The sequence below is a fragment of the Streptomyces sp. NPDC050546 genome, assembly GCF_044457425.1.
GTDB lineage: Bacteria > Actinomycetota > Actinomycetes > Streptomycetales > Streptomycetaceae > Streptomyces.
On the sequence record NZ_JBITGX010000006.1, the window covers coordinates 164,396 to 188,514 of the forward strand.

Genomic DNA, 24,119 nt, shown 5'->3' on the forward strand with positions numbered 1-24,119 from the left:
ACTCGCGAACCATGTCCACACCCCCTCCGACCGGCCCTCTTGTCACCCGGGACACACTGCGGACGCAGTTGGGCGAACTGGGCGTACGGCCCGGCGAGACCCTCCTCGTGCACTCCTCGCTCAGCTCCCTCGGCTGGGTCAACGGCGGCGCCGTCGCGGTGGTGCGGGGACTGCTCGACGCGCTCGGCCCGGAGGGCACCCTGGTGGTCCCCACGCAGACGGGCGCGCTCTCCGACCCGGTCCTGTGGCGCGATCCGCCCGTTCCCCCGGAATGGTGGGCGGCCATCCGGGCCACGATGCCCGCCTACGATCCCCGGATCACGCCCAGCCGCGGGGTCGGCGTCGTCCCGGAGACCGTACGGACCTGGCCCGGTGCCCTGCGCAGCGCCCATCCGCAGACCTCGTTCGCGGCGGTCGGGCCACGCGCGGCGGAGCTGACCGAGGGACACGCACCCGACTGCAGGCTCGGCGAGCGCAGCCCGCTCGCGAAGCTGGAGGCGACGGGCGCCCGGGTCCTGCTGCTCGGTGCCGGCTACGCCTCCTGCACCAGCTTCCACCTCGCCGAGTACCGGATACCGTCCCCGCGCGTCGCCGTGGGCCGGCCCGGTCCGCGAGGCTGGGAGACCGTCACCGAGGTGTCGATCAGCTCGGACCGCTTCGACGAGCTGGGCTACGACTTCGAACGGGACCGTCCCGTCGTACGCGGGAAGGTGGGGGCGGCCGAGGCCCGGCTGTTCCCGGTGGCGGACGCGGTGGCCTACGCCGAACGGTGGCTGGCGCTGCACCGGCCGCGTGAGGAGGAGTTCCCGCACCCCCCGGTCTGAGCCCCCGCGCGCCTACCTAGACTCTGGACCCATGCGAAGTGAGCCCGTGCTCCAGGTCCAGGCCCTGGTGAAGCGGTACGGCCCGAAGACCGCGGTGGACGGGCTCGACCTGGTGGCCCGGGAGGGTGTGACCGCCGTGCTCGGCCCCAACGGGGCGGGCAAGACGACCACGGTCGAGACCTGCGAGGGGTACCGGAAGCCGGACGCCGGCACGGTGCGCGTCCTGGGCCTCGACCCGGTGAGGCAGTCCGGGCGGCTGCGGCCCCGCATCGGCGTGATGCTCCAGTCCGGCGGCGTGTACTCGGGCTCCAGGGCCGACGAGATGCTCCGCCACGTCGCCAGGCTGCACGCTCATCCGCTGGACGTGGACGCGCTCATCGAGCGTCTCGGGCTCGGCTCCTGCGGGCGTACGACGTACCGGAGGCTGTCCGGCGGGCAGCAGCAGCGGCTCGCGCTGGCGATGGCCGTGGTCGGGCGCCCCGAGCTGGTGTTCCTGGACGAGCCGACCGCCGGTCTCGACCCGCAGGCCCGCCGCGCGACCTGGGACCTGGTCCGGGACCTGCGCGCCGACGGCGTCTCGGTGATCCTCACCACCCACTACATGGACGAGGCCGAGCAGCTCGCGGACGACGTGGCGATCATCGACGCGGGCCGGGTCATCGCGCAGGGCTCCCCGGAGGAGCTGTGCAAGGGCGGCGCCGAGAACACGCTCCGCTTCACCGGCCGTCCCGGCCTGGACGTGGGCTCGCTGCTCAAGGCCCTGCCCGCCGACTCCTCGGCCGCCGAGCTGACGCCGGGTTCCTACCGGGTCATCGGCAAGATCGACCCGCAGCTGCTCGCGACGGTCACCTCCTGGTGCGCCCAGCACGGCGTGATGCCGGAGAAGATCTCGGTGGAGCGGCACTCTCTGGAGGACGTCTTCTTGGAGCTCACGGGTAAGGAGCTGCGTTCGTGACCGCCACCGGCACCTATGCGCCGAAGCCGGGGGCCGCGCCCCTGCCCCGCATGATCGCGGCCCAGGCCGCGCTCGAGACGAAGATGCTGCTGCGCAACGGCGAGCAGCTGCTGCTGACGGTCGTGATCCCGACCCTGCTGCTCGTCCTCTTCAGCACCGTGGACATCGTCGACACGGGCGAGGGGAAGACCGTCGACTTCCTCGCCCCCGGCATTCTCGCGCTCGCGGTGATGTCGACGGCGTTCACCGGCCAGGCGATCGCGACCGGCTTCGAGCGTCGCTACGGCGTGCTGAAGCGGCTCGCCTCCTCGCCCCTGCCGCGCTGGGGGCTGATGACCGCGAAGACGGTGTCCGTGCTGGTCACCGAGGTGCTCCAGGTGATCCTGCTGACGGTGATCGCCTTCGCGCTCGGCTGGTCGCCGCAGGGCAGCCCGTTCGCCGTCCTGCTGCTCCTGGTGCTCGGTACGGCGGCCTTCTCGGGGCTCGGCCTGCTGATGGCCGGGACGCTGAAGGCCGAGGCGACCCTGGCCGCCGCCAACCTGGTGTTCCTGCTGCTGCTCGTCGGCGGCGGGGTCGTCGTCCCGCTGGACAAGTTCCCCTCCGCCGCGCAGGACGTACTGGGCCTGCTGCCCATCTCGGCCCTGTCCGAGGGGCTGCGGGACGTGCTCCAGCACGGGGCCGGGATGCCCTGGGCCGACCTGGGGATCCTGGCGGTCTGGGCCGTGGCGGGGCTGGCCGCGGCCGGACGGTTCTTCCGCTGGGAGTAGGCCATGAGGGACCCTCGTGAAAGCGTGCACAAGCGGCGCCCTACGATGGGTCGCGTGCCAAAAGTGACCCGCGCCGACGCCAAGGCCGCCCTGCGCAACCCGCTCGCCTTCATCGCCGCACGCTGGACCCCGGAACCCCGGACCGTCCAGCGGGCCGCCATGTCCGCCGTCCTGATGTCGGTGCTCATCGTGGTCACCGGCGGTGCCGTGCGGCTGACCGGCTCGGGCCTTGGCTGCCCGACCTGGCCCAAGTGCACCGAGACCTCGCTCACCGCCACCAGCGAGATGGGCGTCCACGGCGTCATCGAGTTCGGCAACCGCATGCTGACGTACGTGCTGTGCGCGGCCGTCGGCTGGGCGATCATCGCCGCGCGCTCGCAGAAGCCGTACCGGCGGGGCCTGGTCCGGCTGGGCTGGGCGCAGTTCTGGATCGTGATGAGCAACGCGGTGCTCGGCGGCATCGTGGTGCTGGTGGGTCTCAACCCGTACACGGTCGCGGCCCATTTCGTGGCGACGTCCGCGCTCATCGCGGTGGCCACGGTGATGTGGCAGCGCACCCGTGAGGGCGACACCGCACCGCGCCCGCTGGTCGGCAAGGCCGTGCGGCAGCTGGTGTGGTTCCTGACGGCGGCGGCCGTCCTGCTCATCCTGGTCGGCACGGTGGTCACCGGCGCGGGCCCGCACGCGGGCGACTCCAGCGAGGTCGAGCGGATGCCGGTCGACTGGGAGACGGTGAGCAAGCTGCACGCCGTGCTGGCGTGGATCGTGGTGACGCTGACGTTCGCCCTGTGGTTCGTCCTCAAGGCGGTCGACGCGCCCAAGGATCCGCTGAAGCGCACCCGCGAACTGTTCCTGATCCTGCTCGCGCAGGGCGTCATCGGATACGTCCAGTACTTCACGGACCTGCCCGAGGTCCTGGTCGGCCTGCACATGTTCGGCTCGGCCGTGATGTGGATCTGGGTGCTGCGGGTGGCGCTGTCGCTGCGCGAGCGGCCGGAGGAGGCCGTGGACCTGCCCGGTCCGGCCGCCGAGGCCACCCTGACCAAGGCCTAGCCGAGTGGCCAAGGCCTAGTCGGAGGGCCGAGGGCATAGTCGGGGGGGGCCACGGCCTAGTCGGGTGACCGAGGCCTAGCCGAGCCCGTACACCCTGCGCGCGTTCCCCGACGCCAGCATCCCCGCCACCCGCTGCGCGTCGGCCAGTGACCACGCGCCCTCGGCGACCCAGGTGCCGAGCACCCTGCCCAGCGCCTCGCGGAACAGCCGGGCGGCCACCACATGCAGTTCGGGCAGCCCCTGGGCACCGCTGGAGAAGAGGATCTTTCCGAACGGAGCCAGCTCCAGGATCTCCGCGAGAACGGTGGCGGCCCGGGCGCCGGTGCGGACCAGGGCGGCACCGCAGTCGACGTGGACGTGCGGGAAGACGCCGGCCAGATGGGCGGCGTTCCGGTGGTACGGGTAGCCGTGCAGCAGGACGAGGTCCGTGCCGAGCCCGGCCGTGGCCCGCACGAAGTCCGTCAGCAGCACCGGATCCGTACGGTCGATGCGCAGGCCCGGCGCCCCGAGCCCCGCGTGCAGCTGGAGCGGCAGGCCCGAGGCGACGGCGCTCCACAGCAGATGCCGCAGCAGGACGGGGTCGCTCAGCTCCCCGCCGACACCACGCCCCGCTAGCCAGCGGCCGACGGCTCCCCGCACCTCTCCCGGCCCGGGCGGCTCGGGCGCCAGCGCGAGGCCGTGCCGGACGCCCGCGACCGAGGTGAAGGCGACGGCGTTCGCGGCGGCGGCGTGCACGGACTCGGCGAGGTTGGCGAGGAAGGACTCGACGGTTCCCGAGGTGTCGGCGACCTGCTCGGCGAGCAGTTCCAGGCGCACGATCTCATGGGCCTCGGCGGCGCCGGCGGAGGCCAGCTCGCGGGGTTCGGTGAGGTCGCCGGGGAGGCCGGTGTCGACGAGGTACGTCGTGATGCCGCTGCCGCGCAGGAGGCGGCGGCCGGACTCCAGGACGCCGAGTTCGCGGCGGCGGGCCAGGTAGCGGGCAGGGGCGCAGTGGGGTTCAAGGCCGAGCAGGGGCGGGCACCAGCGCCGTACCGCGAAGCCGGTCTGGGTGTCGAAGAGGGTGGTGCCGGGGGCGGGTGGGCCCTCGGTGCGGGAGAGGTGGGCCTCGAAGGTGCCGAGGCCCAGCTCTGTGCGGAGTACTCCGTGGCAGTACTGGTCCACCAGTGAGGGCGTTTCGATCATCCGGGCCTCCCGGTGTGGACCCTGTTGCTTTCAAGGGTCCTAACGGGTGAACCGGGTTTGAGGTCGCGGTCCCGCGGTGGGAGGTGACGGGTGATGGCGGGTGCGGGGCCGTTGTGGTTGCTCGCGCAGTTCCCCGCGCCCCCAAACGAAAAGGGCGGCTAATCAGCCGTTCTTCGGGCCGCCCACCTGGATGCCCGCCATGCGGGACCACTCGTAGGGGCCCGTCTTGACCTTGGCCGCGAATTCGCCGTCGAAGGACTCGTGGCGGGTGATGCCCGACTTCTCCACCGCCTGCTCGGCGATCTCGAACGAGGGGGCCACCAGGTCGCCCCAGTCCCCGTCCTCGCCGACGAGGACGATGCGGGCGCCGCGTTCGCCGAGGTAGGCGACCTGGCCCTCGGCGCCGCCGTGGGTCTTGGAGAAGGTGCTGATCTGCTTGGCGAGCCGGGCGACCTTGCGCTCGGCCTTCGGGTCAACCTGCTGCGTGTCTGCCATGGTCAGGATGCTACTCACGAGTAGATCGACTGGCGAGGGGAGGGCCCTGTGACGTACGTCAGCGCAGGAACGGGTCGACCGCGACGGCCACGAACAGGATCGACACATAGGTGATCGACCAGTGGAAGAGGCGCATCTCCTTGAGCTTGGCGCCCGTCACCTCGGCCTTGGCCCGGTTCTGCAGGCCGTGTGCCTCCCACAACCAGAAGCCTCCGGCCAGCAGGGCGACCGCCGTGTAGAACCAGCCCGTGTAGCCGAGCGGGGTCAGCAGGAGCGAGACGGCGACCATGACCCAGCTGTAGATCACGATCTGCTTGGCGACCACCTTGTTGGAGGCGACCACCGGCAGCATCGGCACGCCCACGCGCGCGTAGTCCTCCTTCACCTTCATCGACAGCGGCCAGTAGTGCGGCGGCGTCCAGAAGAACATGACGAGGAACAGGATGATCGGCGCCCACGACATGGAGTTCGTGACCGAGGACCAGCCGATCAGCACGGGCAGACAGCCGGCGATGCCGCCCCAGACGATGTTCTGGGAGGTACGGCGCTTGAGGATCATCGTGTAGACGACGACGTAGAAGAGGAGCGCGCCGAGGGAGAGCCAGGCCGAGAGCCAGTTGACCGCGAGGCCGAACAGCAGCGTCGAGACGACGGCCAGGGTGATGCCGAAGGCCAGGCACTCGCGCGGACTGACCATGCCGGTGACCAGCGGGCGCTGCGAGGTGCGGTCCATCAGCGCGTCGATGTCGCGGTCGATGTACATGTTGAGCGCGTTGGCGCCGCCCGCCGACAGGTAACCGCCGACACAGGTCAGCAGCACCAGCGTCAGGTCGGGCACACCCTGCTGCGCCAGGAACATCACCGGAACCGTGGTGATCAGCAGCAGCTCGATGATCCGCGGCTTGGTGAGAGCCACGAACGCCATGACACGGGCCCCGAGCGGCCGGTGGGCCGGGCTCTGGTCCGTCCCGGTCATCCCCGCTGGACGGGATTCAACGGCCGTCACGCACACCCCTACAGAGACATCCCAGCAAGCCTCAGCCGTGTGAAGTCCCGGTAAAGGCTCGCGCGTACCACGCCACTTTAGACGTTGCCCAGAGTCGGACATTCGCGGGGGTCGGGTCGTGTTGAGGGGAGGGTTCCGACGGGCGCGTCCAAGCTCGATTGAGCACCCGGATGAGCGGCTCCGTATTCACTTGCCGAATGCGGTACGGCCCAGTCAGGAGGCGGATCGGGATGAGCCCCGGCACTCTGGAGTGACTCGAAAAAACGCACGTCCCACGGGGGTAGGCTCGACTGCGGCCGGTGGGCGCCCCGATACACCGGCATCCGATCATGTGGAGAGGAGCCCTGACCCAGGGTGAGCACCAAGCCGACCACAACAGACCTCGAGTGGACCGAGTTGGACCAGCGGTCCGTCGACACCGCGCGTGTCCTGGCCGCCGATGCCGTACAGAAGGTCGGTAACGGCCATCCGGGTACGGCGATGAGCCTGGCGCCTGCCGCCTACACCCTCTTCCAGAAGGTGATGCGACACGACCCGGCGGACGCCGACTGGGTCGGGCGGGACCGCTTCGTGCTGTCCGCCGGGCACTCGTCCCTGACCCTCTACACCCAGCTGTACCTGGCCGGTTTCGGCCTGGAGCTGGACGACCTGAAGTCCTTCCGCACCTGGGGTTCGAAGACCCCCGGCCACCCCGAGTACGGGCACACGACCGGTGTGGAGACGACGACCGGCCCGCTCGGACAGGGTGTCGCGAACGCGGTGGGCATGGCGATGGCCGCCCGCTACGAGCGCGGTCTGTTCGACCCGGAGGCCGCCGAGGGCGAGTCCCCCTTCGACCACTTCGTCTACTGCATCGCGGGCGACGGCTGCCTCCAGGAGGGCATCTCCGCCGAGGCGTCCTCGATGGCCGGCCACCAGAAGCTGGGCAACCTGGTCCTGCTGTGGGACGACAACCACATCTCGATCGAGGGCGACACCGAGACGGCCGTGTCCGAGGACACGGTGAAGCGGTACGAGGCGTACGGCTGGCACGTGCAGCGGGTGGCGCCCAAGCCGGACGGCGACCTGGACCCGCACGCGCTCCACGACGCGATCGAGGCGGCCAAGGCCGTCACCGACCGGCCGTCGTTCATCGCGATGCGCTCGATCATCGCCTGGCCCGCCCCGAACGCCCAGAACACCGAGGCCGCGCACGGCTCGGCGCTGGGTGACGACGAGGTGGCCGCGACCAAGCGCGTGCTGGGCTTCGACCCGGAGCAGAGCTTCGAGGTCTCCGACGAGGTCATCACCCACACCCGCAGGGCGCTGGAGCGGGGCCAGGCGGCCCGGGCCGTGTGGGAGAAGGCGTACCAGCAGTGGCGGGACAACAACCCCGAGCGCGCCGCCGAGTACGACCGGATCGCCAAGGGCGAGCTGCCGACCGGCTGGGAGGAGAAGATCCCGGTCTTCGAGGTCGGCAAGGGCGTGGCCACGCGTGCCGCCTCCGGCAAGGTCCTCCAGGCGCTCGGCGCGGTCGTCCCCGAGCTGTGGGGCGGCTCGGCCGACCTGGCCGGGTCGAACAACACGACGATCGACAAGACGTCGTCGTTCCTCCCGGCGGACAACCCACTGTCCGAGGCGGACCCGTACGGCCGCACGATCCACTTCGGTATCCGTGAGCACGCGATGGCCGCCGAGATGAACGGCATCGCGCTGCACGGCAACACCCGGATCTACGGCGGCACGTTCCTGGTCTTCTCCGACTACATGCGCAACGCGGTGCGGCTGTCGGCGCTGATGCACCTTCCGGTGACGTACGTGTGGACGCACGACTCCATCGGCCTGGGCGAGGACGGCCCGACGCACCAGCCGATCGAGCACCTGGCGTCGCTGCGGGCGATCCCGGGTCTGAACCTGGTGCGCCCGGCGGACGCCAACGAGACCGCGATCGCCTGGCGCGAGATCCTCAAGCGCTGGACGAAGGAGTTCGGCAAGGGCCAGCCGCACGGTCTGGCGCTGACGCGTCAGGGCGTGCCGACGTACGAGCCCAACGAGGATGCCGCCAAGGGCGGTTACGTCCTGTTCGAGGCCGAGGGCGGCGAGCCCGAGGTCGTCCTCATCGCCACCGGCTCGGAGGTGCACGTCGCTGTCGAGGCGCGCGAGCAGCTCCAGGGCTCCGGCGTGCCCACGCGCGTGGTGTCCATGCCGTCGGTGGAGTGGTTCGAGCAGCAGGACCAGGGGTACCGGGACAGCGTCCTGCCGCCCGCCGTGAAGGCGCGCGTGGCGGTCGAGGCCGGTATCGGACTGACCTGGCACAAGTACGTCGGGGACGCCGGCCGCATCGTTTCCCTGGAGCACTTCGGTGCTTCGGCCGACGGCAAGGTCCTTTTCCGCGAGTTCGGCTTCACTGCCGAGAACGTGGCCGCCGCCGCGCGGGAATCGATCGCCGCAGCTCAGCGCTGACGCTCATATACGACACGTAGGAGATGGAATTTCCATGACAGACGCACTCAAGCGCCTCTCCGAGGAAGGCGTCGCGATCTGGCTGGACGACCTGTCGCGCAAGCGGATCACGTCCGGCAACCTCGCCGAGCTGATCGACCAGCAGCACGTCGTGGGCGTCACCACCAACCCGACGATCTTCCAGAAGGCGATCTCCGAGGGTGACGGCTACGACCAGCAGTTGTCGGACCTCGCCGCCCGCAAGGTCACCGTCGAAGAGGCCATCCGCATGATCACCACGGCGGACGTCCGCGACGCCGCCGACATCCTGCGCCCGGTCTTCGACGCCACCGGCGGCCAGGACGGCCGGGTGTCGATCGAGGTCGACCCGCGCCTCGCGCACAACACCAAGGCGACGGTCGCCGAGGCCCGGCAGCTGGCCTGGCTGGTGGACCGCCCCAACACGCTGATCAAGATCCCGGCCACGAAGGCGGGTCTGCCGGGCATCACCGAGACGATCGGCAACGGCATCAGCGTCAACGTCACGCTGATCTTCTCGCTGGAGCGCTACCGCGAGGTGATGGACGCCTACCTGACCGGTCTGGAGAAGGCCAAGGCCAAGGGCCTGGACCTGTCCAAGATCCACTCGGTGGCGTCCTTCTTCGTCTCGCGCGTCGACACCGAGATCGACAAGCGCATCGACGCCCTGGGCACCCCCGAGGCCAAGGCGCTGCGCGGCAAGTCCGCCATCGCCAACGCCCGGCTCGCCTACCAGGCGTACGAGGAGGTCTTCTCGGGCGACCGCTGGAGCGCGCTGGAGCGTGCGGGCGCCAACAAGCAGCGTCCGCTGTGGGCCTCCACCGGTGTCAAGGACAAGGCGTACAAGTCCACCCTGTACGTCGACGAGCTGGTCGCTCCGAACACGGTGAACACCATGCCGGAGGCGACGCTGTACGCCACCGAGGAGCACGGTGAGATCACCGGCAACACCCTCGCCGGCACATACGAGCAGGCCCGCGCCGACCTCGACGCGGTCGAGCAGCTCGGGATCAAGTACGACGACGTGGTCCAGCTGCTGGAGGACGAGGGCGTCGACAAGTTCGAGGCGTCCTGGACCGACCTGCTGAAGTCGACCGAGGCCGAGCTCAAGCGCCTCGCCCCCTCGGAGGGCTGAACAGGTGTCGAGCAGCAATCCGCTGCGTGACCCCGCGGACCGACGGCTCCCGCGTATCGCGGGGCCGTCGGGCCTGGTCATCTTCGGCGTCACGGGCGACCTGTCCCGCAAGAAGCTCATGCCCGCCGTGTACGACCTCGCCAACCGGGGTCTGCTGCCGCCGGGCTTCTCGCTGGTGGGGTTCGCGCGCCGTGAGTGGGCGCACGAGGACTTCGCACAGGAGGTCCATGACGCGGTCAAGGAGCATGCCCGCACGCCCTTCCGCGAGGAGGTCTGGCAGCAGCTCATCCAGGGCATGCGCTTCGTGCAGGGCACGTTCGACGACGACGACGCGTTCGAGCGGCTGCGCTCCACGATCGAGGAGCTGGACAAGGCCCAGGGCACGGGCGGCAACTTCGCCTTCTACCTCTCCGTGCCGCCGAAGTCCTTCCCGGTGGTCATCCAGCAGCTGAAGAAGCACCAGCTGGCCGACCAGCAGGGCGGCTCCTGGCGGCGCGCGGTCATCGAGAAGCCCTTCGGCCACGACCTGAAGTCGGCCGAGGAGCTCAACAAGGTCGTCCACGAGGTGTTCGCCCCGGAGCAGGTCTTCCGGATCGACCACTACCTCGGCAAGGAGACCGTCCAGAACATCCTGGCGCTGCGCTTCGCCAACACCATGTTCGAGCCGATCTGGAACCGGTCCCTCGTGGACCATGTGCAGATCACCATGGCCGAGGACATCGGCATCGGCGGCCGGGCCGGGTACTACGACGGCATCGGCGCCGCCCGTGACGTCATCCAGAACCACCTGCTCCAGCTGCTGGCGCTCACCGCCATGGAGGAGCCGGCCTCGTTCGACGCGGACGCGCTGGCCGCCGAGAAGACCAAGGTGCTCGGCGCCGTGAGGCTGCCGAAGGACATGGGCCGGGACACCGTGCGCGGCCAGTACTCGGCCGGCTGGCAGGGCGGCGAGAAGGTGACGGGTTATCTGGACGAGGACGGCATCAACGCCTCGTCGAAGACCGACACCTACGCGGCGATCAAGCTGGAGATCGACAACCGCCGCTGGGCGGGTGTCCCCTTCTATCTGCGCACCGGCAAGCGCCTCGGCCGCCGGGTGACGGAGATCGCGGTCGTCTTCCAGCGGGCCCCGCACTCCCCCTTCGACACGACGGCCACCGAGGAGCTGGGCTCCAACGCGATCGTCATCCGCGTCCAGCCGGACGAGGGCGTGACGGTCCGGTTCGGCTCCAAGGTCCCCGGCACGTCGATGGAGATCCGGGACGTGTCGATGGACTTCGCGTACGGCGAGTCCTTCACGGAGTCCAGCCCGGAGGCGTACGAGCGTCTCATCCTGGACGTCCTTCTCGGTGACTCGAACCTCTTCCCGCGTACCGAGGAGGTCGAGCTGTCCTGGAAGATCCTCGACCCGATCGAGGAGTACTGGGACAGGAACGGCAAGCCCGCCCAGTACCCGGCCGGTACCTGGGGGCCCGTCGAGGCGGACGAAATGCTCGAGCGACACGGACGGAGCTGGCGCCGGCCATGAAGACAGACCTGACGGACACCACCGCCAGCAAGATCAACAAGGCGCTGGTGCAGGGCCGCCGGGCGATCGGCACCCCGGCGGTCGGCATGGTGCTCACGCTGGTCATCGTGACGGACGAGGAGAACGCCTACGACGCGCTGAAGGCGGCCAACGACGCCTCGCACGAGCATCCCTCGCGCACGCTCGTGGTCATCAAGCGCGTCTCCCGCTCGCCCCGCGACCGTACGCAGTCCCGCCTGGACGCGGAGGTCCGCCTCGGCGCGGACGCCGGCTCGGGCGAGACGGTGGTGCTCCGCCTGTACGGCGAGGTGGCCGAGCACGCCCAGTCGGTCGTGCTGCCGCTGCTGCTGCCGGACGCCCCGGTGGTGGTGTGGTGGCCGGTGAACGCGCCGCTCGACCCGGCGAAGGACCCGCTGGGTGCCCTCGGCCAGCGCCGTGTCACCGACACCTACGCCTCCGAGCAGCCGGTACGGGACCTGGCGACCCGGTCGGGGACCTACACCCCCGGCGACACGGACCTGTCCTGGACCCGCATCACGCCCTGGCGCTCCATGCTGGCGGCGGCCCTCGACCAGGTCACCTGCGAGGTCAGGGCCGTGGAGGTGGAGGGCGAGGAGTTCAACCCGAGCTGTGAGCTGCTGGCGATGTGGCTCGCGGACCGGCTGGACGTCCCCGTGAAGCGGTCGCTGTCCGGCGGGCCCGGTCTGACGGCGGTCCGCCTGGACACCAACTGCGGCCCGATCAAGCTGGACCGCGCGGACGGCTCCCTGGCCACGCTCTCCATCGACGGCCAGCCGGACCGCGGAGTGGCGCTCAAGCGCCGGGACACGGCCGAGCTGATAGCGGAGGAGCTGCGGCGGCTTGACCCGGACGACACGTACGCGTCGGCCCTGCGGTACGGGGTGGACCGGCTGAAGTCCTCCTGGGCGGCTCCGGCCCCTCGGGTCTCCGAGGAGTCGGTGGCATCGCCGGCCAAAGGAGAGAGCGGAGAGCCCAAAAGTGACGGGCGAGGCCGCCTCGCCCTCCCCGCTCCCGTCGAAAGGGCTGCGAAAGCACCCGCTGCGGAAGCGACGGCGCAGGAACCGGTGAAGCAGGAGCCGCCCGCGCTGGAGCCGGTACGGAAGGCTACGAGCAAGTGAGGGGTACAGCGAAGTGAGGGCTACGACGAAGTGAGTACGGCACCGCAGCTGGTCGTGCACCGCGACAAGGAGCTGATGGCGCAGGCCGCGGCGGCCCGGCTGATCACGAAGATCGTGGACGCGCAGGCCTCCCGGGGCTCGGCGTCCGTGGTCCTCACGGGCGGCCGCAACGGCAACGGCCTGCTGGCCGCACTGGCCGCGGCACCCGCCCGGGACGCCGTCGACTGGAGCCGGCTCGACCTCTGGTGGGGCGACGAGCGGTTCCTGCCCGAGGGCGACCCGGAGCGCAACATCACGCAGGCGAGGGAGGCACTCCTCGACTCGGTGCCGCTCGATCCGAAGCGGGTGCACGCGATGCCCGCGTCGGACGGCCCCCACGGCGCCGACGTGGACGCGGCGGCGGCCGCGTACGCGGAGGAACTGGCGCGGGCGGCCGGCCCGGAGAACCACGGCCCCGTGCCGACGTTCGACGTGCTGATGCTGGGCGTCGGGCCGGACACGCATGTCGCCTCGCTCTTCCCGGAGTTGCCGGCGGTACGCGAGACGGACCGTACGGTCGTGGGTGTCCACGGCGCGCCCAAGCCGCCGCCGACCCGGGTGACGCTGACGCTGCCGGCGATTCGCTCGGCCCGTGAGGTGTGGCTTCTCGCGGCCGGGGAGGACAAGGCGCAGGCGGCGGCGATCGCGCTCTCGGGTGCGGGCGAGATCCAGGCCCCGGCGGCGGGGGCGTACGGGCGCAGCCGGACGCTGTGGCTGCTGGACGCTGCGGCGGCTTCGGGGCTGCCCCGTTCCTTGTATCCGCCGGCGTCGGCCTGACGTACCAGGGGGCTCCGCCCCATGGACCCCCCGCCTATGCCCACCCACCACTAGAAACTGCCCTTGCATTGGGCGACTCGCGAGTCCAGCCTCCTGGCTGACCGCATCGGGTGGTGGGTGGGCGAAGGTATCCGGAGGTCCAGGGGGCGGAGCCCCCTGGTGCTGCGGCTACTTGACCGACCCCGCCATCACGCCCTGCACGAAGTGCTTCTGGAACGCGAAGAACACGACCACCGGAACCACCAGCGACACGAACGCCCCCGGCGCCAGCACATCGATGTTGCTGCCGAACTGCCGGATCTGGGACTGGAGTTCCACCGTCAGCGGCTGCGAGGAGCTGTCCGCGAACAGCAGCGCCACCAGCATGTCGTTCCACACCCACAGGAACTGGAAGATGGCCAGGGAGGCGATCGCCGGCCGCCCCACGGGCAGAACGAGCCGCGTGAAGATACGCCACTCGCTGCCCCCGTCCATGCGCGCTGCCTCCAGCATCTCCTTCGGTATCTCGGAGAAGTAGTTCCGCAGCAGGAACACCGCGAACGGCAGTCCGTAGGCGACGTGGAAGAGCACGACACCCGGGATCGTCCCGAACAGCCCCAGCTGCCCGAAGAGCTTCGCGACCGGCAGCAGCCCGATCTGCACGGGCACCACCAGCAACGCGACCACGACCAGGAAGATCGTCTCCCGCCCGGGGAAGTCCAGCCACGCGAAGGCATAGCCCGCGAGCGCCGCGATGACGACGACCAGCACCGTCGTCGGCACCGAGATCAGCACCGTGTTCCAGAACGCCGTAGTGATCCCGGCGTTCCCCAGCAGCTCCGAGTAGTTGTCGAAGGACAGCTGCCCGGGGCTGGTGAACACCGTCCACCAGCCGCCCTTCGCGGTGTCCTCGGCAGACCGCATCGAGGACAGGAACAGCCCGGCCAGGGGCGTCATCCACACCAGGCCCACGATCACGAGGAAGGCCTGGACGACACCGTTGCCCAACCCGCGCCGAACCGCGTTCATCGGTTACTCCTTCGGAAGCGGCGGACGTTGAACACCATGGCCGGAACCACCAGCAGCAGGAGCAGCACACCGAGCGCACTGCCGAGCCCCTGGTTGTTGCCGCCGCCGAACGACACCAGCCACATCTGCGTCGCGAGCACGGTCGCGTCCTCCTGCACCGGCCCGGGCGCGATGATGTAGACGAGGTCGAAGACCTTCATCACGTTGATCACCAGGGTGATGAAGACGACCGTCAGGACGGGCGCCAGCAACGGCACCGTGATCCGCCGGAAGATCTGCCACTCGTTGGCGCCGTCCATCCGCGCCGCCTCCAGCGTGTCCCGCGGGAGCGTCGCCAGGCCGGCGCCGATGAGCACCATGGAGAAGCCGGTCCAGATCCACAGGTACGCGCCGATGATCGCCGGTGTGACCAGCGCCGGTCCGAGCCAGGAGACGCCCTCGTAGGGCGGGGCGAAGTTGGACGCCGGCAACTGCACCGCGTAGGAGCCCTGTTCGAGTCCCTCGAAGCGGAAGGAGCCGTCGGACGCGGTGGTCGCCGTGGCGACCGGCTTGCCGTCGCGCACCGCCTCGACCTTCATCTCGGGCAGTCCGCTCTCCCGCCGGTCGACCTTGCCCTGCTCCCCTCCCCCGCCGGGCGTGAAGTCCAGGTAGACCACGCCGCGCAGTTCGTCCGGGGCGGCCTTCTGGCCCGCCGCCTCGAACGCGGGCTTCGTGCCGCCCGGCAGGTCGTCGGGGAGTACCCCGACAAGACCGAGCGTCACGGCGTCCCCGGGCGACACGTTCGCACCCGTGCGGTACGACCCGTCCTTCTCCTTCGTCAGCCCCTGCCCGTCACGCGCCCGGGCCGTCGGGTAGGACGAGGAGCCCTCGAACGCGTCGTGGACGGAGACCACCGCCGCGTTGAGGACCCCCTTGTCGGGGTCCTCGTCGTAGGCGAGCCGGAAGATGATGCCGGCGGCGAGGAAGGAGACCGCCATCGGCATGAAGAGCAGCAGTTTGAAGGCCGTGGCCCAGCGGACCTTCTCCACCAGGACGGCCAGGATCAGCCCGAGACCGGTCAGCAGGGCCGGCGCGACGACGACCCAGATGGCCGTGTTGCGCACGGCGTTGAGGGTGGCCGGGTCGCTGAACATCTCGGTGTAGTTGTCGCCGCCGACGAAGGTCGTCCCGGAGGCGTCGAAGAAGCTGCGGCCGATGCTGAACAGCACGGGGTAGACGACGAGCGCGCCGAGCAGCAGCAGCGCGGGCAGCACGAACAGCAGCGCGATGAGCTTGCCGCGCCGGCGCAGTCGCCGCGTACGGTCGGCGATCGTGCCGGGCGGCGGGGGACTCGTCTCTTTCACGAGGGTCGCTGTCATGGCGTATCAGTCCTGGTACGCCTTGGCCGCCGCGGCCTCCAGCTTCGCCGCGGTGCCCTTCGGGTCGGACGGGTCGCGCAGGAAGTCCTGGAGGAGCTTCCACTCGCCGGTGCCCTTCGTGCCGCCGAAGGCCGCCGGGGCCTGGTCCGACATGTCGAAGCGGACCGAGTCCCCGGCCTGGACGAGGGACTTGGCGGTGGCACGGGTGACGTCGTCGCCGTACTTCGCGAGGTCGAGTTCCTTGTTCGGGGACAGGAAGCCGCCCGCCTCGGCCCACACCGCCGCGGCCTCCGGCGTGGCCAGGAACTCCGTGAGAGCCTGCGCGGCCTTCTGGTTCTTGCCGTCCTTCAGGACGGCGGCCGCGTCACCGCCGCTGACGACCGGCGCCTCGCCGCCGCCGACCGCGGGGAAGGGGAAGAAGTTCGCGTCCTTCCCGACGGTCTTGCCGAACTGGTCCTTGGCGACGCCGGCCACGAAGTCGCCCTCGTAGACCATGCCGGCCTCGGGCTCCGGCCCGAAGACCTTCTCCACGGAGCCGGGGAAGTCGGTGTTCAGCGCGCCCTTCTGGCCGCCGGCGATGAGCTGCTTGTCCTTGAAGAGCTTGCCGAGCGTGGTGAGGGCGTCGACGACCGACGCGTCCGTCCACTTCAGCTTGTGCGCGGCGAGGGCGTCGTACTTCTCGGGCCCGGCCTGGGAGAGGTAGACGTTCTCGAACCAGTCGGTGAGGGTCCAGCCGTCCTGTCCGGCGACGGAGAACGCGGCGAGCCCGGAGTCGGACACGGTCTGCCCGGCCTTCAGCATCTCGTCGTACGACTTCGGCGGCTTCACGCCGGCCTGCGCGAGGGCGTCGGGGCTGTACCAGACGGTCGACTTGTGGGCGGCCTTGAAGTACAGGCCGTAGAGGGTGCCGTCGACGCTGCCGTACTCCTTCCACACGGGGGCGTATCCCGAGTCCACGGACTGCTCGGTCTTCTTCGACAGCGGCTTCAGCCAGCCCTTGGCGGCGAACTGCTTGAGCACGCCGACCTGCGGGACCATCACGACGTCGGGGGCGTTGCCACCCTCGATCTTGCTGCCGACGACGGTGGAGACGTTGTCGCCGGTGGACGTGAACTGCGTCTTGGCGCCGGTCTTCTCGGTGAAGGCGTCCAGCACCTTCTGGAAGTTCTTCTGCTCGGTGCCGGACCAGACGCCGGCCACGGTGACCGTCTGGCCGCTGAGCGCCTTGTCGCCGCCGCCGGCCGTGACGGGGCCGCCGCCGCAGGCGGTCGCGCCGAGCGCCAGGACGAGTGCGGTGCAGCCGGTGAGCAGGGTGGTACGTCGTCGCATCATCGTTGATGTCCCTTCGGGGAGTTGACTAGCGGGGAGTTCAGGAACTGATCCACCAGGCGGCCGTGGAGCCGGGCAGCACCCCGGCGGGGCACGGACCGCTGGCCAGCAGGGGGGTGCCGGAGACCGGCGCGGGGGTGGGTGCCGTACCGAAGTTGACGGCGCACACCAGGTCGTCGCCGCGGGAGAAGGCCAGGACGCCGGGCGGGGCGTCCAGCCAGCGCAGCGTGCCCTCGCCCAGCTGGGGCAGCGTGCCGCGGAGTTGGAGGCCGTCGCGGTACAGGTGCCAGAAGGAGCGGGTGTCGGCGAGGGCGCGGTCGGTGGCGTACTCGGCGAAGTACTCCGGCTGCGGCAGCCACGGCTTGGCGCTCTCCACACCGGAGGTGAAGCCGAAGGGCGACGCCTGCCCCGACCAGGGCAGCGGCACCCGGCAGCCGTCACGGATGCGGGCCCGGCTGCCGGTGCGGTGGAAGATCGGGTCGGTGAGCACGTCGTCGGGCAGGTCCACGACCTCGGGCAGGCCGAGCTCCTCGCCCTGGTAGATGTAGGCGGCGCCGGGCAGTGCCAGCATCAGCAGCGCGGCGGCGCGGGCCCGGGCGGCACCGAGTCCGCTGCCTTCCGTGGCGGGTTCGCCGTAGCGGGTGACGGTGCGGACCTGGTCGTGGTTGTTGAGGACCCAGGTGACGGTCGAGCCGGTCCCGGCGATGTCCTGCATGGCCTCGGAGATGACCTTCTGGAAGGCCTCGGGGTCCCAGGGGGCGCTGAGCAGGTCGAAGAAGAAGGCCTGGTGGAGCTCGTCCGGGCGGACGTACCGGGCGTGCTCGCGGGCGGTCGGGACGGAGACCTCGCCGACCAGGAGGCGCTCGCCGCCGTCCCGCTCGGTGTACTCCTCGCATATGGAGCGCCAGCGCCGCCACACCTCGTGCACCTCGGGCTGGTTCCAGGCGAGCGGGTTGACCGAGTCGCGGGTGCGGGCGTCGGCCTCCGGGTCGTCGGAGTCGGGCAGCTCCGGGTGCTTGTAGAGGCCTGCGGCGACGTCGATGCGGAAGCCGTCGACGCCCCGGTCCAGCCAGAAGCGCAGCACCCGGTCGAACTCGGCGGCGACCTCCGGCTCGCGCCAGTTCCAGTCGGGCTGCTCGGGCGTGAACATGTGCAGGTACCACTGGCCGGGCCGCCCGTCCGCCTCGGTCACCCGGCTCCACGCCGGACCGCCGAACATCGCGTGCCAGTTGTTGGGCGGCTCGTCGCCGTCCGGGCCGCGGCCGTCGGCGAAGTGGAAGCGGGCGCGGGCCTCGCTGCCGGGAGCCGCGGCGAGAGCCTCGCGGAACCAGGGGTGCTCGCTGGAGCAGTGGTTCGGGACGATGTCGAGCAGCACCTTGACGCCGAGCCGCCGCGCGGCGCCCACCAGCAGGTCGAACTCGGCGAGGTCGCCGAAGAGCGGGTCGACGTCGCAGTAGTCGGCCACGTCGTAGCCGTGGTCGTGCTGCGGCGAGGGATAGAAGGGGCTCAGCCAGATCCCGTCGACGCCGAGCTTCTTCAGATACGGCAGCCCGGCCCGGACGCCGGCGAGGTCGCCGACGCCGTCGCCGGTGCTGTCGAGGAAGCTGCGGACGTAGACCTGATAGATCACTGCGTCACGCCACCAGTGGTGCCTGTTCAACCCATCGACCTGTCTCTGAGGAGGGCAGCGGTTATGCATGCATGTTAAGTAGGCGTGTCGAGAGGGTGTCAATGAAAAGGCAGAAGCTACCGCGAAGTTGAGGTAGTAAAATTAGGGGTGAATCGGGCATATCTCAGCCAGATGAGACGTCCGCGTTACCTAACAAGTAACTAGAAGCGCGTCGCCGACAGCGCTAGCCGCGCGAGATGACGGCGAGTTCCCGTGCCAGCCGGCGCACCGCCGCCGTCGGCGACTCGTGCCCGGCCATCGCGTCGTGCACGACCGCCTGGACGACCAGACTGACCTGGTCGTAACGCGGGCTCTTGGGACGCGGCGCGGCCGCGAGCACGCTCTCGCGCAGGGTCGGCAGATACGGGAACCTGCGGATGAGCTGCGGGTCCTTGTAGAGATCGGCCCGCACGGGCGGCAGCGCGCCACGGGTGAGGACCTGACGCTGCACGCCCTCACTGGTGAGGTACGCGAGCAGCCGGGCGGCCGAGTCGGGATGCCGGGCGTGTGTGCTGACGGCCAGGTTGGAGCCGCCGAGGACACTCGTCCCCGGACCGTCCCGTCCGGGCAGCGGCACGGCGCCGATCTTCCCGGCGACCCGGGAGCCCGGGGCGGAGGCGCCGACGTACGCGTACGGCCAGTTCCGCAGGAAGAGCAGCCAGCCGTCCTGGAAGGCCTGCTTGGACTCCTCCTCCTTGTAGGTCAGCGCCTCTTTCGGGATCCAGCCCTCTCGCACTCCGCGCGCCAGGAACCCGATGCCCTCGCGGGCCGCCGCCGAGTCGACGGTGACGCGCTCTCCCTCGTCGCCGAGGATCGAACCGCCCGCCGAGTAGACGGCCTCGGCCGCGTTGACGGTGAGGCCCTCGTACGGCAGGAACTGCCCGGCGTAGCCGTCGAGGCCGTGCTTCGGGGCGATGGTCCTCGCGTACCGCTCCAGCTCCGCCCAGGTGCGCGGCGGCGCGACGCCCTCCTCGTCGAGGACGTCCTTGCGGTAGAGGAGCAGGCCGGCGTTGGTGACGTACGGGACGGCGTACAGCTGTCCGTCGTAGGTCGCCGTGTCCACGACCGGCGGGAGGAAGGTCTTCAGCGGGAAGCGGTCGCGGGGCAGCGGCCTGATCCAGCCCGCGGCGGCGAACTCCGAGGTCCAGTTGACGTCGATGTTGAGCACGTCGAACCGGCTGCGGTCGCCGTCACGCAGGTCGGTGGCCATCTGCGCCTGGGTCTCGTCGGCCGAGTCGGGCAGCTCGACGAGGGTCACCTTCTCGCCCGGGTGGGTGCGGTTCCAGCCCTCCAGCAGGGGGCCGAGATAGCCGGTGAGGTCTCCGGCGGTGGCCAGGGTGAGCGGTCCGCGCCCGCCGTCGGCCGGCTCGCCCGCCTGTGCCCCGGCGGCGACGTAGCCGGTCATGACCACGACGAGAACGAGAAGGCCCCTACCCGCGGCATGGATCCACCGCATAGGTTCCTCCCTGTACACCGGCGACGGGCTCCCTTGCCCGGAATCAGAGGCCATGTATACCTGTTAGGTATGGGCGATACTAGGGTCTGGAGCACATTGACCGGACAGGAGGACTGCACGCGTGCGCCTGCACCTCCTGGCACTCCTCGCCCGCGGCCCCGCCCATGGCTACGAGCTCAAGCAGGACCTTGAGCAACTGCTGGGCTCCGCGTACCCTCAGCCGAATGTCGGCCAGATCTATGTGACCCTCGGCCGCCTCGAGAAGTCGGGACTGATCGAGGGCGAGGACGTGGCGCAGTCCAGCCGGCCCAATAAAAAGGTCTACCACCTCACCGACGCCGGGCGGGAGGCGCTGCGCGCCTGGTTCGAGGAGCCCGAGGACGAGCCGCGGGTGCGGGACGACTTCTTCATGAAGCTGGCGCTCGCTCCGCAGACCGGGCTCGCCAATCAGATCTCCCTGATCAACCACCAGCGGCGCCAGTACCTGAACACCATGCGGCAGCTGTCGAAGCTCGCCGCCGCCGAAGACCGCGACAACCGCATCGCGCATCTGCTGATAGAGGGTGCGATGCTGCACTTGCAGGCCGATCTCGACTGGCTGGAGCGGTGCCAGGAAGAGCTGGAGGAGCTGGAGTGAGCGACGACCGTCCCGCTCCTGTGCTGCGCGCCGAGGGGCTGGTGAAGACCCACCACGGCGAGGGCGCGCCCGCCCATGCCGTGCGCGGGGTGGACCTGTGCGTACGGCAGGGCGAGTTCGTGGCGATCACCGGCCCGTCCGGCGCCGGGAAGTCGACGCTGCTGCATCTGCTCGGCGGTCTCCAGCGGCCGGACGCGGGCCGGCTCTGGCTCGACGGCGAGTCGACCGACACCTACGGCGAGGCCCGCTGGGCGGTGGAGCGCAGAAAGCGGATCGGGATCGTCTTCCAGTTCTTCAACCTGGTGTCCAACCTGTCCGTCGCCGACAACGTGGAGCTGCCGGCCCTGCTCGCCGGGAGCTCGCCGAAGCGGGCGCGTACCGAGCGCGAGCAGCTGCTGGCAGAGCTGGGCCTGACGGGCAAGGAGCGCAGCATGCCGGGCGAGCTGTCCGGCGGTGAGCAGCAGCGGGTCGCCCTGGCCCGGGCCCTGGTCAACCATCCCCCGCTGCTGCTGGCCGACGAACCGGCCGGCAGCCTCGACAGCAAGGGCACCCGCGAGGTGATGCGGCTGCTGTCCCGCTTCCACCAGCGCGGCCAGACGATCCTGCTGGTCACCCATGACGCGCGGCTGGCGAGCGCTGCGGACCGGGTGATCAGCTTCTTCGACGGCCGGATCGCCGACGACGCGGAACTCGACGGCGGCACGCCCCCGCGCCGGTCCGGCATCTCCGGTGTGCTGGAACTCAAGGACTGACATGCGGGTGTACGACGGCTGCGCCACGAGTGGGCCGAGGGGCCGGGTGCCCGACCGCCCGACGCCCGGGCCGAGAGGCTGAGGCCCGTGCGAGCCACCCTGCGCTGGGCGCACTCCGATCTGCGCACGCACCGCGGCGAGGCGCTGTTCCTCGTCCTCGCCACGGCGGGCATCGTCGCCTCGCTGCTGCTGGCCACGGCCCTGTTCGGGTATGCGACCAACCCCTGGCAGCGGGTGTTCACGCAGTCGCACGGCGCGCATGTCTGGCTGCACACCGACAGCGCCGCCGACACCGGCAAACTGGCCGGCCTGGACGGCGTCGACTCGGTCGCCGGGCCCTATCCCACCGCCGACACCACCGTCTCCGCACGGGGCAGCCGCGCCGCCGTGGAACTGCGCGGCACCCCGGAACGACCCTCCGTCGGCCGCCCGCCGGTCGTCTCCGGCCACTGGCTCGACCCCGCGACGCCGAACGGTGTGGTCCTGGAGAGCCGCCTCGCCCGCGCCCTGCTGGCCGAGCCCGGCGACACCATCGGCGTGCCCGGCACCGCCCGCGAGCTGACCGTCGTGGGGCTCGCCGACAGCGCCGAGCCGCGCTACCGGCCCGGTGAGCAGCCGGGCCTGGTGTGGGCCCTGCCATCGGCCGTGCCGGATCCCGGCGGCCAGGCGATCGGGCTGCGGCTGACGGACCCCGACGACACCTCCTACGTCGTGCAGCGTGCCGTGACCGTGCTGGGAGCCGGGGCGATCGGCGAGGTGTCCACCTGGCAGCAGGCACGCGCCGAGGCCCAGGGCGACAACCGGCTCCTCGGCCAGGTGCTGGGCCTGTTCGGGCTGGGCGCGCTGGTCGCCGCCGGGCTCGCCGTGCACGGGGCGATCAGCACCCGTATCCGCGGCCACCTGCGGGACCTCTCCGTGCTGAAGGCGATCGGCTTCACCCCGGGGCAGGTGGTCCGCGTCTTCCTGCTCCAGCACCTCGCCTACGCCCTGCTGGGCGCCGTCGCCGCCGCCACGCTCGCCGAGGCCCTGGGCAGCAGGATCCCCGGGCGGCTCGGGGACGCGGTCGGTGTGTGGCAGGGCCTTCCCGGGCACACCGTGGCGCTGGTCGTGGTCCCGGTGGGCGCGGTGCTGTTCATCGGCGCGACCACCGGCCTTGCCGCGTGGCGGGCGGGACGGGTGCCGCCGGTGCCGGTGCCGAGGCCCGCGGCGGCGCTGGGCGGGCGGTTGTCCGGGGCGACGGGCCGGAGCCTCGGGGTTCGGTCCGCCGACCGGGGAAGGCGGCCCGCTTCCGCTTCGCCGGGCGGGCGGCCGGCGAGCGGCGTGCGCCGCCTCCTCAGGCTCCCTCCCGCGGCTCCACGGACCGGACAGCTGTCCGGCATGGCCCGCCGGGCGCTCGGCCTGCGGATTCCGCCCGCGCTGGTGCTGGGCTGGCACAAGGCGTTCACCCGCCGCCCCCGCTCCCTCGCCACGGTCGCCCGCCTCACCCTGCCGCTGCTGCTGATCGTCGTGGCCATGAGCGCGTGGACCACCATCGACCGCTTCCACAGCGAGCCGGAGCAGATCGGCCTGCCCACCACGCTCAGCGTCCGCGCCGACAGCGGTCTGGGTGAACGGCAGACCCGCGCCCTCCTGGAACGCGACCCGCAGGTCACCGCCGCCTACCCCGGCGTCGAGACGGCCGCCCTGGTCCCGGGCCAGACGGCGACCATCGCCCTGCGCGGCCTCGGCACCCAGCAGGACCCCTACCCGTACACCCTCGCCGAGGGCCGCGCCGCCCACGGCGCCGACGAGGCGGTGGCCGGTCAGGGGCTGCTCGACCTGCTGGACGTACGCGTCGGCGACTGGGTCCGCATGACCGTCGGCGACCAGCCGCAGATCCTGCACATCGTGGGCCGCAGCATCGAGCCGGAGAACGCCGGCCGGGTCATCTCCACGTCCCTCGACACCCTCCGCGCGAACGACCCGGGGCTCCGCCCGACCCTCTACGAGCTGCGCCTGGATCCCGGCGCCGACCCGGGGGAGGTCGCCGACCGGCTCGCCACGGCCGGGCGCGGCCACCTGGACGTGCACACCGTGGCCAACCCCGCCGACGGGCTCTCCCCGCTGCGGGCGGTCGTCGCCGGGCTGATCGCCGTGCTCGCCCTCATCGGGCTCATCGAGCTGCTGACCGCGATCGGCGGCGCCGTCCGCGAGGGTGAACGGGACCTGCTGGCGCTGAAGGCCATCGGCCTGTCCCCCCGCCAGATCACGGCGATCACGGTCACGGCCATCGGCTGTACGGCCCTGGCGGCCGTGCTCGCCGCCACCGCCCTGGGCCTGCCCCTCGCCCAGTGGCTGATCGACGCCCAGGGCAGATCGAGCGGGATCGGCGCGGGGATCGCGCAGGGCCCGTCGGCCCTGCTCATGCTGCTGCTGGGGGCGGCGGCGGTGCTCTGTGCGGCGGCCCTGGCCGCCGTGCCCGCGGCCCGGGCCGCACGGCGGCGGCTGGCGGACACGCTGAGCGCGGTGGCCTGACGACCTCGGTGGTCGACCCCGGCGCGCTCCACCCGG

The 24,119-nt window shown here is 71.1% G+C and carries 20 protein-coding genes; 12 read left to right on the forward strand and 8 right to left on the reverse strand.

All coding sequences use genetic code 11. From position 1 onward, the window contains the following. The first annotated feature begins 11 nt into the window (after positions 1 to 11). Genes ACIBK5_RS16820 through ACIBK5_RS16835 form a run of 4 tightly spaced genes read left to right on the forward strand, consistent with a single transcriptional unit; the run spans position 12 to position 3,599 of the window. Positions 12 to 824, forward strand: a complete 813-nt coding sequence (locus ACIBK5_RS16820) for an aminoglycoside N(3)-acetyltransferase (RefSeq protein ID WP_399020299.1) — start codon at positions 12 to 14, stop codon at positions 822 to 824. A 31-nt stretch (positions 825 to 855) separates the two neighbouring features. Beyond that, a complete protein-coding gene (locus ACIBK5_RS16825; protein ID WP_399020301.1) occupies positions 856 to 1,779 on the forward strand; it encodes an ABC transporter ATP-binding protein in 924 nt (307 codons plus the stop codon). Positions 1,780 to 1,829: 50 nt separating this feature from the next. Next, positions 1,830 to 2,546, forward strand: coding sequence for an ABC transporter permease (locus tag ACIBK5_RS16830; protein ID WP_399020813.1), 717 nt, complete (start codon positions 1,830 to 1,832; stop codon positions 2,544 to 2,546). Between the two features lie 3 nt (positions 2,547 to 2,549). Beyond that, positions 2,550 to 3,599 carry a heme A synthase gene (locus ACIBK5_RS16835; RefSeq protein ID WP_399020303.1) on the forward strand — a complete coding sequence of 350 codons (1,050 nt, stop codon included), beginning with the start codon at positions 2,550 to 2,552 and terminating at the stop codon, positions 3,597 to 3,599. Positions 3,600 to 3,674: 75 nt separating this feature from the next. Here ACIBK5_RS16835 and ACIBK5_RS16840 read toward each other — a convergent pair whose 3' ends face one another. The 3 genes from ACIBK5_RS16840 to ACIBK5_RS16850 form a co-directional block, all read right to left on the reverse strand. Beyond that, the gene (locus ACIBK5_RS16840; RefSeq protein WP_399020305.1) at positions 3,675 to 4,781 is read right to left on the reverse strand and encodes an amidohydrolase family protein; all 1,107 of its coding nucleotides are present in this window, start codon (positions 4,779 to 4,781) and stop codon (positions 3,675 to 3,677) included. 162 nt (positions 4,782 to 4,943) lie between these two features. Then, positions 4,944 to 5,276, reverse strand: a complete 333-nt coding sequence (locus ACIBK5_RS16845; RefSeq protein WP_399020307.1) for a hypothetical protein — start codon at positions 5,274 to 5,276, stop codon at positions 4,944 to 4,946. Positions 5,277 to 5,334: 58 nt separating this feature from the next. Then, positions 5,335 to 6,252, reverse strand: coding sequence for a heme o synthase (locus ACIBK5_RS16850; protein WP_382498742.1), 918 nt, complete (start codon positions 6,250 to 6,252; stop codon positions 5,335 to 5,337). Between the two features lie 384 nt (positions 6,253 to 6,636). Between ACIBK5_RS16850 and tkt the strand changes: the two genes are divergently transcribed. The 5 genes from tkt to pgl are packed head-to-tail and all read left to right on the forward strand — an operon-like array spanning position 6,637 to position 13,360. Further along, positions 6,637 to 8,724, forward strand: coding sequence for a transketolase (tkt, locus tag ACIBK5_RS16855; RefSeq protein ID WP_399020309.1), 2,088 nt, complete (start codon positions 6,637 to 6,639; stop codon positions 8,722 to 8,724). Between the two features lie 34 nt (positions 8,725 to 8,758). Continuing rightward, positions 8,759 to 9,877 (forward strand): transaldolase, encoded by a 1,119-nt coding sequence (gene tal / locus ACIBK5_RS16860; protein ID WP_399020311.1) that lies wholly within the window; start codon positions 8,759 to 8,761, stop codon positions 9,875 to 9,877. A 4-nt stretch (positions 9,878 to 9,881) separates the two neighbouring features. Further along, a complete protein-coding gene (gene zwf, locus ACIBK5_RS16865; protein WP_193480698.1) occupies positions 9,882 to 11,405 on the forward strand; it encodes a glucose-6-phosphate dehydrogenase in 1,524 nt (507 codons plus the stop codon). After that, entirely contained in the window at positions 11,402 to 12,544 is a 1,143-nt protein-coding gene (gene opcA, locus ACIBK5_RS16870) for a glucose-6-phosphate dehydrogenase assembly protein OpcA (protein ID WP_399020313.1), read from the forward strand. Before zwf ends, opcA begins: the two co-directional genes overlap by 4 nt. 30 nt (positions 12,545 to 12,574) lie before the next feature. Then, on the forward strand, positions 12,575 to 13,360 hold the full coding sequence (gene pgl, locus ACIBK5_RS16875) for a 6-phosphogluconolactonase (RefSeq protein WP_399020315.1): 786 nt from the start codon (positions 12,575 to 12,577) through the stop codon (positions 13,358 to 13,360). Between the two features lie 168 nt (positions 13,361 to 13,528). Here the strand turns inward: pgl and ACIBK5_RS16880 are convergent, their stop codons facing one another. From ACIBK5_RS16880 to ACIBK5_RS16900, 5 genes are all read right to left on the reverse strand, one after another. Then, positions 13,529 to 14,368 (reverse strand): carbohydrate ABC transporter permease, encoded by an 840-nt coding sequence (locus tag ACIBK5_RS16880; RefSeq protein ID WP_399020316.1) that lies wholly within the window; start codon positions 14,366 to 14,368, stop codon positions 13,529 to 13,531. Next, positions 14,365 to 15,726 carry an ABC transporter permease subunit gene (locus tag ACIBK5_RS16885; protein WP_399020318.1) on the reverse strand — a complete coding sequence of 454 codons (1,362 nt, stop codon included), beginning with the start codon at positions 15,724 to 15,726 and terminating at the stop codon, positions 14,365 to 14,367. Before ACIBK5_RS16885 ends, ACIBK5_RS16880 begins: the two co-directional genes overlap by 4 nt. Before the next feature lie 6 nt (positions 15,727 to 15,732). Continuing rightward, positions 15,733 to 17,058 (reverse strand): ABC transporter substrate-binding protein, encoded by a 1,326-nt coding sequence (locus ACIBK5_RS16890; RefSeq protein ID WP_399020320.1) that lies wholly within the window; start codon positions 17,056 to 17,058, stop codon positions 15,733 to 15,735. 37 nt (positions 17,059 to 17,095) lie between these two features. After that, positions 17,096 to 18,754, reverse strand: a complete 1,659-nt coding sequence (locus ACIBK5_RS16895; RefSeq protein ID WP_399020322.1) for a glycoside hydrolase family 13 protein — start codon at positions 18,752 to 18,754, stop codon at positions 17,096 to 17,098. A 154-nt stretch (positions 18,755 to 18,908) separates the two neighbouring features. After that, positions 18,909 to 20,180 carry an ABC transporter substrate-binding protein gene (locus ACIBK5_RS16900; RefSeq protein WP_399020324.1) on the reverse strand — a complete coding sequence of 424 codons (1,272 nt, stop codon included), beginning with the start codon at positions 20,178 to 20,180 and terminating at the stop codon, positions 18,909 to 18,911. 121 nt (positions 20,181 to 20,301) lie between these two features. Here ACIBK5_RS16900 and ACIBK5_RS16905 point away from each other — a divergent pair, with 121 nt between their 5' ends. The 3 genes from ACIBK5_RS16905 to ACIBK5_RS16915 all read left to right on the forward strand — a co-directional run bounded on the left by ACIBK5_RS16905 (position 20,302) and on the right by ACIBK5_RS16915 (position 24,083). After that, positions 20,302 to 20,817, forward strand: coding sequence for a PadR family transcriptional regulator (locus ACIBK5_RS16905; RefSeq protein WP_399020326.1), 516 nt, complete (start codon positions 20,302 to 20,304; stop codon positions 20,815 to 20,817). Beyond that, entirely contained in the window at positions 20,814 to 21,569 is a 756-nt protein-coding gene (locus ACIBK5_RS16910) for an ABC transporter ATP-binding protein (protein ID WP_399020328.1), read from the forward strand. The genes ACIBK5_RS16905 and ACIBK5_RS16910 overlap by 4 nt, the downstream gene beginning before the upstream one ends. 87 nt (positions 21,570 to 21,656) lie before the next feature. Beyond that, positions 21,657 to 24,083 (forward strand): FtsX-like permease family protein, encoded by a 2,427-nt coding sequence (locus tag ACIBK5_RS16915; protein WP_399020330.1) that lies wholly within the window; start codon positions 21,657 to 21,659, stop codon positions 24,081 to 24,083. Positions 24,084 to 24,119 lie beyond the last annotated feature (36 nt).

Bases quoted from the DNA above. Each gene is read 5' to 3' on its own strand.
- ACIBK5_RS16820 (WP_399020299.1), top strand. From the start codon at position 12: ATGTCCACACCCCCTCCGACCGGCCCTCTTGTCACCCGGGACACACTG.
- ACIBK5_RS16825 (WP_399020301.1), top strand. From the start codon at position 856: ATGCGAAGTGAGCCCGTGCTCCAGGTCCAGGCCCTGGTGAAGCGGTAC.
- ACIBK5_RS16830 (WP_399020813.1), top strand. From the start codon at position 1,830: ATGATCGCGGCCCAGGCCGCGCTCGAGACGAAGATGCTGCTGCGCAAC.
- ACIBK5_RS16835 (WP_399020303.1), top strand. From the start codon at position 2,550: ATGAGGGACCCTCGTGAAAGCGTGCACAAGCGGCGCCCTACGATGGGT.
- ACIBK5_RS16840 (WP_399020305.1), bottom strand. From the start codon at position 4,781: ATGATCGAAACGCCCTCACTGGTGGACCAGTACTGCCACGGAGTACTC.
- ACIBK5_RS16845 (WP_399020307.1), bottom strand. From the start codon at position 5,276: ATGGCAGACACGCAGCAGGTTGACCCGAAGGCCGAGCGCAAGGTCGCC.
- ACIBK5_RS16850 (WP_382498742.1), bottom strand. From the start codon at position 6,252: ATGACCGGGACGGACCAGAGCCCGGCCCACCGGCCGCTCGGGGCCCGT.
- tal (WP_399020311.1), top strand. From the start codon at position 8,759: ATGACAGACGCACTCAAGCGCCTCTCCGAGGAAGGCGTCGCGATCTGG.
- opcA (WP_399020313.1), top strand. From the start codon at position 11,402: ATGAAGACAGACCTGACGGACACCACCGCCAGCAAGATCAACAAGGCG.
- ACIBK5_RS16880 (WP_399020316.1), bottom strand. From the start codon at position 14,368: ATGAACGCGGTTCGGCGCGGGTTGGGCAACGGTGTCGTCCAGGCCTTC.
- ACIBK5_RS16885 (WP_399020318.1), bottom strand. From the start codon at position 15,726: ATGACAGCGACCCTCGTGAAAGAGACGAGTCCCCCGCCGCCCGGCACG.
- ACIBK5_RS16890 (WP_399020320.1), bottom strand. From the start codon at position 17,058: ATGATGCGACGACGTACCACCCTGCTCACCGGCTGCACCGCACTCGTC.
- ACIBK5_RS16895 (WP_399020322.1), bottom strand. From the start codon at position 18,754: ATGCATAACCGCTGCCCTCCTCAGAGACAGGTCGATGGGTTGAACAGG.
- ACIBK5_RS16900 (WP_399020324.1), bottom strand. From the start codon at position 20,180: ATGCGGTGGATCCATGCCGCGGGTAGGGGCCTTCTCGTTCTCGTCGTG.